This is a genomic window from Ruegeria sp. H9 (assembly GCF_056532915.1).
The window spans coordinates 192,080-204,945 of record NZ_JBQFNX010000004.1 but is presented as its reverse complement, the minus strand read 5'-3'; the positions used below and the strand labels follow the sequence as shown (position 1 = coordinate 204,945).

Here is a 12,866-nt window from a genome sequence, read left to right as displayed (position 1 = left end):
TTTGGTGGGGTTTGCGCGGATTTGGACAGCGCAAATGGATCAAACGGGCCGATTATGCGGTCAGGCGTCGGCGTCGGAGGCGCAGGATATGTGCGGTATTGATCATGTGAAGCCATATAGCGGGGCGCACCGGGTCTGAAAACCCCGTTTTTGCGATCGGGGCAAAAATCATTCTGAGACCGGGATTTACCGCTTGTCATTTACCCGACGCTGGCGCACGGCTGAACCATGACACCGATACGTCAGAATCCTGCCCTTGCGGCCCTGCTGATCCTTGCGGCCAGCGCCCTTCTCGCAGGGACCACATTGCTGGCGAAAGCACTGGGGACGGATGTGCTTGGCCCTGCCCTGCATCCGATGCAGATCAGCCATGGACGGTTTCTGTTTGCCTTTCTGGTAATCGTGACAGCCGTCGGCATCATGCGCCCCCGCCTGAGCCGCCCGCATTGGGGTCTGCATATAGGACGGACAAGCTTCGGCTGGCTGGGGATCACGCTGATGTTTGCATCCGTTGCTTTCATACCGATTGCGGATGCGACGGCTATCTCGTTCCTGAACCCGGTCTTTGCCATGATGTTGGCGATCCCGCTGCTGAAAGAAGGTGTCGGCCCGTGGCGCTGGTTGGCCGCCATCGTGGCCTTGATCGGTGCCTTGGTTCTGTTGCGTCCGACGCCCGCTAGCTTTCAACCCGCTGCATTACTGGCCCTGACCGCAGCAGTGATAATTGGGATGGAACTGATCTTTATCAAAAAGCTCTCGGGCCGAGAAATACCAATCCAGATTCTTCTGATCAACAATGCGATGGGTCTGACCATTGCGACGGTCGCGGTAAGTTTCGTTTTCCAGATGCCGACGCCTCAGCAATGGGCGGCGCTGGCCTCGATTGGTGTGCTAATGGCCTGTGCGCAGGCTTGTTTCGTCAACGGAATGGCGCGGGCGGATGCCTCTTTTGTGGCTCCGATCAGCTACGCTACCCTGATCTTCGCTGCCTTCTACGATTTCGCGGTATTCAAGGTGATACCGGATGGGATCAGCCTGATCGGCTCGGCCATCATCCTGACCGGAGGTCTGATTCTGGTCTGGCGCGAGGCGATACACCGTCAGGCCTTGAGCCGGTAGCCGGTGCGCAACATCTGCCAGGTCAATCCTCCAACCAACAATGTCGCGCTGGCGCAGATCGCCATGCCCAACCAAGGAGAGCTGTCGGACACGCCGATCATCCCATAGCGCAACCCGTCAATCAGATAGAAGACCGGGTTCGCATGGCTTAGCCGATTGAGCACTGGCGGTAGCGCCTGCACAGAATAGAAAGTGCCGGACAAGAAAGCCAAAGGCGTGACGATGAAATTGGTGATCGCCGCCATCTGGTCGAACTTGTTGGCAAAAATCCCGGCAAAAAGCCCAAGCGCTCCCATGAACGCGCCGCCCAGAACCACGAATATCAGTGCGATCAGCGGGTTCTGCGGCACGATGCCCAGAACCAACGCCAGAGCGATTGCAACAACAAGGGCGATCAGGATACCGCGGGCGATGCCTCCGGCCAGATAACCCAACAGGATTTCCAGCGGCGATAGAGGCGGCATCAGCGTATCGACGATATTGCCCTGAACCTTGGCGATCACCATCGATGACGATGTATTGGCAAAGGCGTTCTGAATCACGGTCATCATCATGATGCCCGGTGCCAGAAAGGTCAGAAACGGCACCCCCATCACATCCGGTCGGCTGGGACCAATGGCAATGTTGAAGATCAGCAGGAACAGGCCTGCCGTCACCAGCGGTGCCAGCAGGGTCTGCGTCCACACGGCCAGAAAGCGCAGGGTTTCGCGCTGCGCCAGTGTATAGAGGCCCATCCAATTCACCGCGCCAAAGCGGCGTGCGTCGTGATCCATGAGATTATGCATGCTCTGCCCCATACCTGATTCGAAGACCGCTTGTAACTCGGGCCGCAGTGTTTAGAATAGGGCGCTGAGATGATTTCCCAAGGCGGCCCGAATCCGGGGCCGCTTTCCGCTTTTGAAAGGCAAATGATGTCCTGGACTGACGAGCGTGTAGAGCTGCTGAAAAAGATGTGGGGCGAGGGCCAGTCGGCCAGCCAGATCGCCAAGGAACTGGGCGGCGTGACCCGCAATGCGGTGATCGGCAAGGTGCACCGTCTGGGTCTGTCGAATCGCGCCACCGGTGCAAGCCCGGCAAAGGCCGAGCCTAAGGAAAAACCGGCCCCCGCGCCCAAGGCCGAGGCCAAACCGAAACCGACACCCAAGACTGAACCGGCCCGTCCGGTGCCAGCCCCCGAGGCCAAACCGGTCACCCCGGCCCGTCGCCAGATCATACCCGCCGGCCAGCCGCTGCCTCCGCAACCGTCGGCCAATGAGATCAGCCCCGAGGCTTTGGCCAAGGTCAACGAGATTGAAAAGAAGGCCAAGAAGCTGTCTTTGATGGAGCTGACCGAAAAGACCTGCAAATGGCCTGTCGGCGACCCCGCGACCGAGGATTTCTGGTTCTGCGGCCTGCCCGTCGAGGCAGGCAAACCCTATTGCGAAGCGCATGTGGGCGTGGCGTTCCAGCCGATGAGCTCGCGCAGAGATCGTCGGCGGTAATTCTTAGACATGACAGCGGGGGTTGGCCTTGGTTGGCCAACGCCCTATCAACATTAGTCTGCAGAACGGGTGCTTTCCGTATAGTCGGATAGCAATGATCGGGCGTGTTGAGCGTGGCGCGACAACAGCTGTTTCTGACGCGCGTTGTCCGGCACCAGATAACTGGTATCCGAGAGGCCCCCGGTCGAAATGCCCGAAAACAATACAGTAAGTTCCTCGACCATTGCAGGAGGGAGTGAATTCAACGCTTCCTGTCCCATCAGCAAGCTCTCGGTCGGGGCACCCTCGGCGATAATCACTTCGTGCGTCGCCAGGACCAGATGGAAATACGTGACGCTGTCTACGGTTTCATCGACATAAATCCCCGGCAGATCGGTCAGCCTTATCGCGGCGACCAGAACCTCAGAACGACCGAACATGCGTTTCACAATCGCCGAGGACACCAGCATGCGATGCTGACGCGAGACAAGCAGATCACGTCGGGGCAGGCCTTGTCCAAGTGCGCCCGCGCAAATTCGCACTGGATAGAGTTTCGGATTGCGGCGCAACTCGCGCGCAGTGAGTGAACGGCGCATGATCTGCAGCAAAGGCTGGTTGCCACCCCGCGCCAGCAAAAGCAGCTGGCCAGGCTTCAGATCTTCTACCGGCACCGGACCCAAATCAGTGGATACGAGTGTTCCCGCAGTCAGACAGGGGATGCTGCCCGGGGTGGGATCGGTATTGACTGTATATGTGCCGCCATTGTCGGTCGAGACCAGGGAATCGCCAGCGCCGGCCTGCCCGATGACTGTCGATTGCATACCGTTGGCCGGGCCAGTGTTCGCAGTGATCGGGCCGGGACTTGGAGGATCGCTGAAAGAATTAAACTGATAAACCGTTGTCCCTTCGGAAAGCGAGATACCATTGGTTTTACCCAATCCGTTAAATGTCCCGGAACTTGTCGTGTCGATGACATAGATATCGCGACCGGCAACCGTTGTCGGCGTGATACCGGCCAGAGTATTGGTGGTTCGGATCGAGCCATTGCTCAAATAGATCGTCACGACCAACCCCGAGACATCCGTACCAGCGTCAACCGCGACCTCGATAAAATCCAGGGTCGGGCCACCTAAGTATTTGAGCTCAGAAAAGTATGGATCCGGCATAAATCACATGTCTTTCGATGATGCTAAGACGTCCACCCGGCACTGACGGGACAGAAATGCTGTGGCTGCTGTTGATACATCTTTCGTAGGAAGGCAAGCTGTTGCTTCTGTCACTGCGCCGGATGCGAAGGCAGATTTGGCATCGGCACCCATCGGGGCAATTCCTCGGGCGAAACCGAGACATGCAGCTTCTCTGACCGGTCACGCCCTACTTTGCGATGCTTGCGCAGCAGGAAAATCTTACCCCAGCCACGCCAGGTGCCCACGGATTGCGCATGCGGATCGGTAGGGAAACGGTCGCGCCAGCCCTCGGGCAATGGCAGGCCGTGCAGCTCGGCCTTGTCCAGCATCCAGATCAGGGAGATGTTGCTGAGGGGGCGGGCCTCTTCGAACCCGTTCAGCTGGCCGCCAACATCGCCGTGGGTGCCGCGGAACCAAACCTGCTCGATATGGCCTTTGAAGTCAGGCGTGCATTTCCACAGCACCGGCTCGAACACCTCGCGGGTCTCGTCCAGCGCCATGGCGTGATAGCCGTGGCGGGTGGCAGGGCCAAGCTGGTGGTTGTGGAAGGCATGGCGTTCCTCGGCCCAGCGCCAGAGCAGCGGCAGGCGCAGGCCCAGCGCCTTGACCGTGTCCCAGACGCCGACCATCTCGATGGCGACATCCTCGTGACAGAACTCCCGACGAAAGACCGCCGCCGCTTCGCCATTGGCGTTACATTCATAGTGTCGATAGGCCTGTTTGATATTGCGGACAGTGGCGTGTTCGGCCTTGAGCAACCCGATAGCATCGATCACGCCCGCAAGGCTGCGGACCCCGTATGCGCCGCGTGAATAGCCGATGAAAAAGATCTTATCACCGGGTTTGTAACGCGAAGCCAAATAACCATAGGCCCGACGAATCTGACGGTTGATACCCCGCCCCATCATCACGTCCATAGTCGACTTCCAGCTTTCCCACTGCACGCCGGATTCGTAGAAAACCGAAACCTGGCTGCCCATCTCGCAGCACAGGCGCAGGGTCTGGCCCGCGTGGGTTTCCCGCCCTGCTTCCAGCGTCGACATGGTGCCGTCAAGAATGATGACATGGCTGACAGGTTCGCGGTGGCGCGTTTCGGCCGAGTGCTCGGACCGCAGAGGCCGTCCGAGCCATCCCAGTACCTTTCTACTCAGCCGCGACAGAACCATGCGTCAACAATTCCCAAACTTTGTGAGGTGTGAAAGGCATATCCGCCTGCCGCACCCCGTGATCCCAGAGCGCATCCTGTACCGCGTTCGCCACTGCGGCCAGTGCGCCCACGGTGCCTGCCTCACCACAGCCTTTCATCCCCATCGGGTTGGCGGTTGACGGAACCGGCGCCGAGGTAAACTCTATCATGGGTATCTCAGCAGCGCGGGGCAAGGCGTAGTCCATGAACGAAGCCGTGAGCAGTTGCCCCTCGGCATCATGAACAACATGCTCGGTCAGTGCTTGGCCGATACCCTGCACTACCCCGCCATGCACCTGCCCCTCGGCCAGCATCGGGTTGATAAGATTGCCGAAATCATCCACCACCGTGTAGCGGTCGACCCATGTTTCACCAGTGAAAGAATCGATAACGACTTCGGCAACATGTGCACCATTGGGATAGCTGCGTGCATCTAGCGTAGCGCGGGCTTCGTGCTGCAACAGATCGGTGCGCCCGTCAGCGCGCGCCATCTCGGCCGCCTCGGTCAGCGTGGGGGTCAGGTTGGACCCCGGCGCGCGGAAGGTTTCATGGTCGAAGGTCACATCGCTTTCCTCGACCCCCATCTTATCCGCAAGATAGGGCGTGAATGCGGCGATCATCGTATCAACTGTGACCAGTGTCGCGTTGCTTTGGGTCGTGACCGAGCGTGAACCGCCAGTCCCGCCGCCCTGCGCCAGCCTGTCCGTGTCGCCTTGCACAACATTGATCAGGTGCGAAGGAATCCCTGTCTGGTCCGATAGGAACTGGGCATAGACGGTCTCGTGCCCTTGCCCATTGGACTGAGTGCCGACATAGAGGTTCACCGTTCCGTCCTCGCAAAACTCGATCTTCGCGCCTTCGGAAGGGTCTCCCAAAATACTTTCGATATAGTAACAAAGCCCCTGCCCCCGGATCAGGCCGTTTTCCGCATCCGCCGCTTTGCGGGCCTCAAAGCCCGTAGTCTGTTCGGCGGCGCGGCTGAGGACCATGTTGAACTCACCCACATCATAGGTTTCGCCGGTTGCGGTCTTATAGGGGAAGGCTTCGGGTCGGATGAAATTCTTGCGCCGCAACTCCCACGGATCAATCCCCAACTCACGCGCAGCACGGTCCATGACGCGTTCCAGCACATAGATCGCCTCGGGTCGCCCGGCACCGCGATAGGCGTCGACCTGCGTGGTGTTGGTGAAGAATCCTTCGACCCGCAAGTAGGTGGTCTGAACATCGTAGACACCCATCAAAACCTTACTGAACAGGCTGGTCTGGATCGCCTGCGCGAAATGGCTGTTATAAGCGCCAAGGTTGATCTTGCTGTGGACCCGGTAAGCAGTGATCTTGTGATCGGCATCAAAGGCGAGCTCCGCCAGTGAGGTCAGGTCGCGGCCGTGGTGATCGGACAACATCGCTTCGGACCGGTCCGACATCCAGTGCACCGGCTGGCCCAGTTTCATGGCAGCAACAGCAACGGTGAAATATTCGGGATAAGGCATCGCCTTCATACCAAATCCGCCGCCGACATCTGGCGTAGTGACGCGGATCGCCTCGGGGTCCAGTTTCAGCTTTTGTGCCAGTTGCGCTTTCATCCCCCAGACACCCTGCCCGCCATATGAGAAATGCATACGGCCATCCGACCAATCGGCCTGACAGCCACGCGGTTCGATCGAGCTCACGATGACCCGGTTGTCATGCACGTTCAGCGCGACGGTGCGCGCCGCTGCCTGAAAGGCGGCATTGGTAGCCTTCTCATCGCCCAAGCCCCAGTCAAAGGCGCGGTTGTCGGGAGCTTGTGGATGCAAAGGTTCGCCACCCGCAGCGACATCCATATTGACCGGCAGGTCTTCGGTTTCCATCCAGATCAATTCGGCTGCATCGCGGGCTTGTAACAACGAGTCGGCAATGACGACCGCAACGGGTTCTCCGACGAAACGCACGCGGTCCTTGGCCAGCATGTTCCGCTCGGACGCAGCGCCTTGACTGCCGTCGCGGTTGGCGACTGTAGTCGCGTTCATCACCGTATCGATCCCGGCAGCAGTCAGATCTTCCAGCGTCATGACCAAGCGCACCCCATTCGCTGTACGTGCATCTTCAAGGTCCAGCGACGTGATCGTGGCATGCGCCACCGGGCTGCGAAAGAATGCTGCGAACAGCGCATTCTCGGGCACAGAATCGTCCATGTATTGCCCCTGCCCGGTCAGAAACCGCTGGTCCTCGGTCCGTTTGACGGGCTGGCTTTTGCCGAATTTTTCCATGGGATGATCCTCTGGCTGCCTGAATGCGCGACCCTAGCGTGAAGCAGGACCTTGTCCAGTGGCTGAGAAAATTAACTCCGCACGGTCTGAAAGCGACATTCATGTCTGGAAACAGCGTTGCGCGCCGATCTGGGCCGCGCCTAGGCTGAACCTAAATTCAGTCGAGTGGAGGTTTCCATGCCCAAAGAAATCAAGCTGACGAATGGCCGATTGGACAGCCAAAGTGCCGAGGCCTATTGGGATGATGGGTTTATATTTCCGATCCCCGTGTTCTCTGCCGCAGAAGCCGCCGGGTACCGTGCCGAGTTGGAAGATGTCGAGGCCAGCTGGCGCGAGGCTGAACTGCCACTACCCCTGAACATGTACAAACGCATCAACGCGCATGTGGTGATGCCATTTGCCACTCGCATCGCGTTGGACCCGCGCGTTTTGGACGTTGTTGAAGGCGTTTTGGGCCCAGACCTGCTGTTGTGGTCGGCTGAGCTGTTCATCAAGGAACCGCGCACGACGCAAGTGGTGGGCATGCATCAGGACCTGACCTATTGGGGCATGGGTGAGACCTCGGATCAACTGACCGCCTGGATCGCCCTATCCCCTGCGACGGTTGAGAGTGGCTGCATGGATTTCGTGAAGGCCAGCCACAAGAACCCGATCCTGCCGCATAATGATACGTTCTCCGACAACAACCTGCTGTCGCGTGGGCAAGAGGTGGCAGTCGATGTCGCGGAGGAAGACAAAACCCATATCGAGTTGCAGCCCGGCCAGATGTCGCTGCACCATGGGCTGACCATTCACGGGTCAGGGCCGAACGTATCTGATGATCGTCGAATTGGCCTGGCTATCCGTTATCTCAACCCCAATGCGCAGCAGAAAGTGGCGGATCGCGACTATGCCATTCTGGCGCGGGGCGAGGACCGGGTGGGGAATTTCATCCATATCCCTGAGCCGACCGAGCTGTTTGCTACTGAGGCGCTGGACCTGCACGCGCGCATCCGCAGCGATCAGGCCAAGGCGATGGGGCAAGGGGCCAGCGAAAAGCTGGATCTTTATGCGCCCGCCCCATCAAATCCCGGCTGATCATTGCAGGACCGCCGCGCAGGGCCTTCCCCTTCCTGCGTCCATTCGCTATTGCAGGCGCTGACCCGATATTGTTGACGCAGGACGCATCCCATGGCGATGGAAAAGACATTCAACGCGGCCGAGGCCGAGGCCCGCATCTATCAGGCCTGGGAAGCGGCCGGAGCCTTCAAGGCAGGCGCGAACAAATCGCGCGACGAGAGTTTTACCATCATGATCCCGCCACCGAACGTGACGGGTGCGCTGCATGTGGGCCACGCGTTCAACAACACGCTGCAGGATGTTCTGACCCGCTGGCACCGGATGCGCGGGTTCGACACGCTATGGCAGCCCGGTCAGGACCACGCTGGTATCGCCACGCAGATGCAGGTGGAAAAGATGTTGGCCAACACCCAGCAGCCGGGACGTCGTGAGCTGGGACGTGAGGCGTTTCTGGACAAGGTCTGGGAATGGAAGGGAGAATACGGCGGCACGATCATCGAGCAGCTCAAGCGCCTGGGCTCGTCCTGTGATTGGTCGCGCAACGCCTTCACCATGGCGGGTGCGCCGCGTGACCCGCGCACGGGCCACGAAAATTCTGCGAATTTTCACGACGCGGTGATCAAGGTCTTTGTCGACATGTACGAAAAGGGCCTGATCTATCGCGGCAAGCGGCTGGTCAACTGGGACCCACATTTTGAAACCGCGATCTCGGACCTCGAAGTCGAGAATATCGAAGTTGCGGGCCATATGTGGCACTTCAAGTATCCGCTGGCGGGCGGTGAGACCTATACCTACGTCGAGAAAGATGAGGACGGGAATATCGTGCTGGAGGAAGAGCGCGACTATATCTCGATCGCCACGACTCGCCCCGAAACCATGCTCGGCGACGGCGCAGTTGCGGTTCACCCATCGGATGAGCGCTATGCGCCCATCGTCGGAAAACTTTGCGAAATCCCGGTTGGCCCGAAAGAGCATCGCCGTCAGATCCCGATCATCACCGATGATTACCCTGATCCAGATTTCGGCTCGGGCGCGGTGAAAATCACCGGTGCACATGACTTCAACGACAATATGGTCGCCAAGCGCGGCGGCATTCCAATGTATCGCCTGATGGACACCAAAGGCGCAATGCGCGCCGATGGTGCGCCTTATGCCGAAGAGGCGGACAAGGCGCAGGAATACGCGCGCGGGCGTGAGTTCACCGAGAACGAGATCGACGCGATCAACCTGATCCCTGATCATCTGCGCGGTCTCGACCGGTTCGAGGCACGTGCGAAGGTGGTTGAGGAGATCACTGCAGACGGTCTGGCTGTCATGACTCGCGCCGATGATCCACGTCTGGGTTCGACCGCTTTAAAGCCGGAACACGAAGGCGCGGACAAGCTGGTGCCGCTGGTCGAAAGCAAACCGATCATGCAGCCCTTCGGCGACCGCTCGAAAGTCGTCATCGAGCCGATGTTCACCGACCAATGGTTCGTCGACGCCGCCAAGGTCGTCGGCCCTGCGCTGGACGCGGTCAAGGACGGCACTGTCAAGATCATCCCCGAGTCGGGCGAGAAGACCTATTACCACTGGCTGGAAAACATCGAGCCGTGGTGCATCTCGCGCCAGCTGTGGTGGGGGCATCAGATACCGGTTTGGTATGGCCTCGATCTCTCGGCTGAGAATTTCAAGGACGACGAAAACGACGGCGACCTTGATTTGGTCGAATTGGGTCGTTTGCTGAACGAAGGCGGCATGCTGCATCGTGGCAATGTCATGGAATGCGCGGCAAGCCTTGAGGCCGTTACAGAGAAATTCCTCGACGACAATGCCAATATACCCAGCCCGCTGAGCCACGCGACGGTCATCGAAGTTGCCGATAAGCAGGAAGCGATCCATCAGTTCGCCGAAAGCCTTGCTCAATACGCAGTCGAACAAGACCCGACCAAGCTGGTCTACCCGGTCTGGCGCGACCCCGACGTGCTCGACACATGGTTCTCTTCCGGCCTCTGGCCTATCGGCACGCTGGGCTGGCCCGAAAAGACCGAAGAGTTAGAGCGCTATTTCCCAACCGATGTGTTGATCACCGGCTTTGACATCCTGTTCTTCTGGGTCGCGCGGATGATGATGATGCAACTGGCGGTGGTGAACGAAATCCCGTTCCACACCGTGTATCTGCACCAGCTCGTCCGCGACGAGAAGGGCAAGAAGATGTCCAAAACCACCGGCAACGTGATCGACCCGTTGGAGATCGTGGACGAATTCGGTGCTGACGCGCTGCGCTTTACCAATGCCTCGATGGCGGCTATTGGCGGGGTACTGAAACTTTCGCGCGAGCGCATCACAGGTTACCGTAACTTCGGCACCAAACTGTGGAACGCCGTCCGCTTTGCCGAGATGAATGAGGTCTTCACCGACGCTGTCCCGCAACTGGACGTGGCTGACCTGAAACCCAAAGCCGCCGTGAACCGCTGGATCATCGGTGAAACCGCCCGTGTGCGGGAAGAGGTCGACGCGGCGCTGGAAAGCTATCGTTTCAACGACGCGGCCAACGGGCTTTATGCCTTTGTCTGGGGCAAGGTCTGCGACTGGTACGTGGAACTCTCTAAACCCTTGCTGCAAGGCGATGACGCCGAGGCACAGGCCGAGACCCGCGCCACCATGCGCTGGGTTCTGGATCAGTGCATGGTTCTGCTGCACCCGATCATGCCTTTCATCACCGAAGAGCTGTGGGGCCTGACCGGTAAGCGTGCCAAAATGGTCGTACACGCAGATTGGCCGACCTATGCCGCTGCCGACCTGATCGACGCGGATGCGGATCGAGAAATGAACTGGGTGATCTCGGTGATCGAAAACACCCGCTCGGCCCGCGCACAGATGCGGGTTCCTGCTGGCCTCTACGTGCCGATGCTGGTGACTGAGATTGACGCGCACGGCCAAGCGGCATGGGACCGCAACGAAGCGCTGATCAAACGTCTGGCGCGGATCGACAGCCTGACCAAGGCGGATGAACTGCCCAAGGGCACGATCTCGATTGCCGCCCCCGGCGCCTCCTTTGGCCTGCCACTGGCGGACATCATCGACATTGGTGCGGAAAAGGAACGGCTGGAAAAAGCCAAAGGCAAGTTGGCCAAGGAACTCGGCGGTCTGCGCGGGCGCCTGAACAACCCGAAATTCGTGGCATCGGCCCCGGAAGAGGTTGTTGCGGAAGCCAAAGCTAACCTTGCCGCCCGCGAAGAAGAAGAAGCCAAGCTAAACGAAGCTCTCGCCCGTTTGGCTGAAATCGCCTGATCTTTTTCCTGCTGCTGATATATTGAAATCGAACCTCACCACCCAACCGGCGGTGAGGTTTTTCTTTACCCTCAGAGCTTTCCCCTTGTTCACGCCACGCCCCGCTTGTTAGCACTTCGACGACACAACCTGGCGAGGCACTGACGATGCGATCTTTCCCTCCGATACAGACCGTCTCAACCGGGTTGGTTGTGGCCATTGTCGGGTTCTTCAGCTCGTTTCCCATCGTATTGCAAGGGTTGGGCGCAATGGGAGCTTCATCGCAGGAAGCCGCCTCGGGTCTGATGAGTGCGGCGATTGCCATGGGGCTTGCAGCCATCGTCCTCAGCCTGCGATACAAAATGCCGATCAGCGTTGCGTGGTCGACTCCGGGGGCCGCTCTGTTAGCCGTCTCGGCCACCCCGGTCGAGGGATTTTCAGGCGCGATTGGTGCGTTCCTGTGCGCCGGAGCATTAACGGTTCTGGCAGGGCTGTGGAAGCCGTTGGGACGATTGGCAGCAGCAATTCCCACAACACTGGCGCAAGCAATGCTGGCAGGCGTGCTCTCGCCACTATGCCTTGTGCCCTTCAAGGCGGCGATCGAGATTCCATGGCAGGCGTTGCCGGTGATCCTGACGTGGTTTGTCGCGGGCCGTTTCAATCGGTTGATCGCGGTTCCGGCAGCTGTGGTCGCGGCGGCTATCATTGTGTCGCTGAACGCAGGAGATGCCCAATTGATGCCGGATCGTTTGATCGCGGCTCCGATCTGGACCATGCCATCATTCTCGGTCGCGTCGGCCATCGGGATCGGCGTACCGCTGTTTATCGTCACGATGGCGACACAGAATATCCCCGGCGTCGCGGTGATGCGCAGCTTTGGCTTTGATCCTGTTCCCGGCCGGTTGTTTTCATCCGTCGGTGGCGCAAGCATGCTTTCGGCCCCTTTCGGGGCGCCCGCAACCTGCCTGGCCGCAATCACCGCAGCGATGTGTTCCAACGAGGAAAGCCACCCCGAACCGGCGCAGCGTTATTGGTCGGCAATCATGGGTGGCGTGTTCTACTGCCTCTTCGGTATCTTTGCCGTGGCGATCACCAGTTTTGCCGCCCATGCCGACCCGCTGCTTATGGGCACTCTGGCAGGTGTGGCCCTGATCGGGGTCCTGGCCAATGCCATGCATGCCGCGCTGGACGTCCCTGTCGAGCGCGAAGCGGCTATTTTGACACTGGCCATCACAGCCTCTGGCATAACGGTTTTTGGGTTGGGCGCGGCAGTCTGGGGGCTGTTGGCTGGGGGTATCGCATATCTGGCAACAAACCGAGTGCGCTGAGCCCTTTCATCAGAACCCCTCAGGCG

At 59.2% G+C, this 12,866-nt stretch carries 9 protein-coding genes; 5 read left to right on the top strand and 4 right to left on the bottom strand.

Features of this window, described 5'->3' with window-relative positions:
• The first annotated feature begins 228 nt into the window (after nt 1-228).
• Nucleotides 229-1,119 (top strand): DMT family transporter, encoded by an 891-nt coding sequence (locus ACR0CZ_RS16970; protein WP_170397236.1) that lies wholly within the window; start codon nt 229-231, stop codon nt 1,117-1,119.
• Here the strand turns inward: ACR0CZ_RS16970 and ACR0CZ_RS16965 are convergent.
• Nucleotides 1,101-1,904: an ABC transporter permease gene (locus tag ACR0CZ_RS16965; protein WP_170397238.1), complete on the bottom strand. Its 804-nt coding sequence runs from the start codon at nt 1,902-1,904 to the stop codon at nt 1,101-1,103. The genes ACR0CZ_RS16970 and ACR0CZ_RS16965 overlap by 19 nt on opposite strands.
• 126 nt (nt 1,905-2,030) lie before the next feature.
• Between ACR0CZ_RS16965 and ACR0CZ_RS16960 the strand changes: the two genes are divergently transcribed.
• Nucleotides 2,031-2,600, top strand: coding sequence for a GcrA family cell cycle regulator (locus tag ACR0CZ_RS16960; protein ID WP_170397240.1), 570 nt, complete (start codon nt 2,031-2,033; stop codon nt 2,598-2,600).
• A 53-nt stretch (nt 2,601-2,653) separates the two neighbouring features.
• Here the strand turns inward: ACR0CZ_RS16960 and ACR0CZ_RS16955 are convergent, their stop codons facing one another.
• The 3 genes from ACR0CZ_RS16955 to ACR0CZ_RS16945 form a co-directional block, all read right to left on the bottom strand.
• Nucleotides 2,654-3,745 carry a Hint domain-containing protein gene (locus tag ACR0CZ_RS16955; RefSeq protein WP_170397242.1) on the bottom strand — a complete coding sequence of 364 codons (1,092 nt, stop codon included), beginning with the start codon at nt 3,743-3,745 and terminating at the stop codon, nt 2,654-2,656.
• A 110-nt stretch (nt 3,746-3,855) separates the two neighbouring features.
• Nucleotides 3,856-4,932, bottom strand: coding sequence for a DUF2235 domain-containing protein (locus ACR0CZ_RS16950; protein ID WP_170397244.1), 1,077 nt, complete (start codon nt 4,930-4,932; stop codon nt 3,856-3,858).
• On the bottom strand, nt 4,910-7,201 hold the full coding sequence (locus tag ACR0CZ_RS16945) for a xanthine dehydrogenase family protein molybdopterin-binding subunit (protein WP_170397246.1): 2,292 nt from the start codon (nt 7,199-7,201) through the stop codon (nt 4,910-4,912). The genes ACR0CZ_RS16950 and ACR0CZ_RS16945 overlap by 23 nt, the downstream gene beginning before the upstream one ends.
• A gap of 177 nt (nt 7,202-7,378) precedes the next feature.
• On the opposite strand from ACR0CZ_RS16945, the gene ACR0CZ_RS16940 reads away from it, so the two are divergent.
• The 3 genes from ACR0CZ_RS16940 to ACR0CZ_RS16930 all read left to right on the top strand — a co-directional run bounded on the left by ACR0CZ_RS16940 (nt 7,379) and on the right by ACR0CZ_RS16930 (nt 12,840).
• The gene (locus ACR0CZ_RS16940; protein WP_480537208.1) at nt 7,379-8,278 is read left to right on the top strand and encodes a phytanoyl-CoA dioxygenase family protein; all 900 of its coding nucleotides are present in this window, start codon (nt 7,379-7,381) and stop codon (nt 8,276-8,278) included.
• A gap of 93 nt (nt 8,279-8,371) precedes the next feature.
• Nucleotides 8,372-11,533 carry a valine--tRNA ligase gene (locus ACR0CZ_RS16935; RefSeq protein ID WP_170397258.1) on the top strand — a complete coding sequence of 1,054 codons (3,162 nt, stop codon included), beginning with the start codon at nt 8,372-8,374 and terminating at the stop codon, nt 11,531-11,533.
• A gap of 146 nt (nt 11,534-11,679) precedes the next feature.
• The gene (locus tag ACR0CZ_RS16930; protein ID WP_170397263.1) at nt 11,680-12,840 is read left to right on the top strand and encodes a benzoate/H(+) symporter BenE family transporter; all 1,161 of its coding nucleotides are present in this window, start codon (nt 11,680-11,682) and stop codon (nt 12,838-12,840) included.
• The last annotated feature ends 26 nt before the right edge of the window (nt 12,841-12,866 follow it).

What these genes read in the sequence shown, in the direction of transcription:
- ACR0CZ_RS16945 (WP_170397246.1), bottom strand. Translation starts at nt 7,201, where the DNA reads ATGGAAAAATTCGGCAAAAGCCAGCCCGTCAAACGGACCGAGGACCAG.
- ACR0CZ_RS16970 (WP_170397236.1), top strand. Translation starts at nt 229, where the DNA reads ATGACACCGATACGTCAGAATCCTGCCCTTGCGGCCCTGCTGATCCTT.
- ACR0CZ_RS16955 (WP_170397242.1), bottom strand. Translation starts at nt 3,745, where the DNA reads ATGCCGGATCCATACTTTTCTGAGCTCAAATACTTAGGTGGCCCGACC.
- ACR0CZ_RS16965 (WP_170397238.1), bottom strand. Translation starts at nt 1,904, where the DNA reads ATGCATAATCTCATGGATCACGACGCACGCCGCTTTGGCGCGGTGAAT.
- ACR0CZ_RS16940 (WP_480537208.1), top strand. Translation starts at nt 7,379, where the DNA reads ATGCCCAAAGAAATCAAGCTGACGAATGGCCGATTGGACAGCCAAAGT.
- ACR0CZ_RS16935 (WP_170397258.1), top strand. Translation starts at nt 8,372, where the DNA reads ATGGCGATGGAAAAGACATTCAACGCGGCCGAGGCCGAGGCCCGCATC.
- ACR0CZ_RS16960 (WP_170397240.1), top strand. Translation starts at nt 2,031, where the DNA reads ATGTCCTGGACTGACGAGCGTGTAGAGCTGCTGAAAAAGATGTGGGGC.
- ACR0CZ_RS16930 (WP_170397263.1), top strand. Translation starts at nt 11,680, where the DNA reads ATGCGATCTTTCCCTCCGATACAGACCGTCTCAACCGGGTTGGTTGTG.
- ACR0CZ_RS16950 (WP_170397244.1), bottom strand. Translation starts at nt 4,932, where the DNA reads ATGGTTCTGTCGCGGCTGAGTAGAAAGGTACTGGGATGGCTCGGACGG.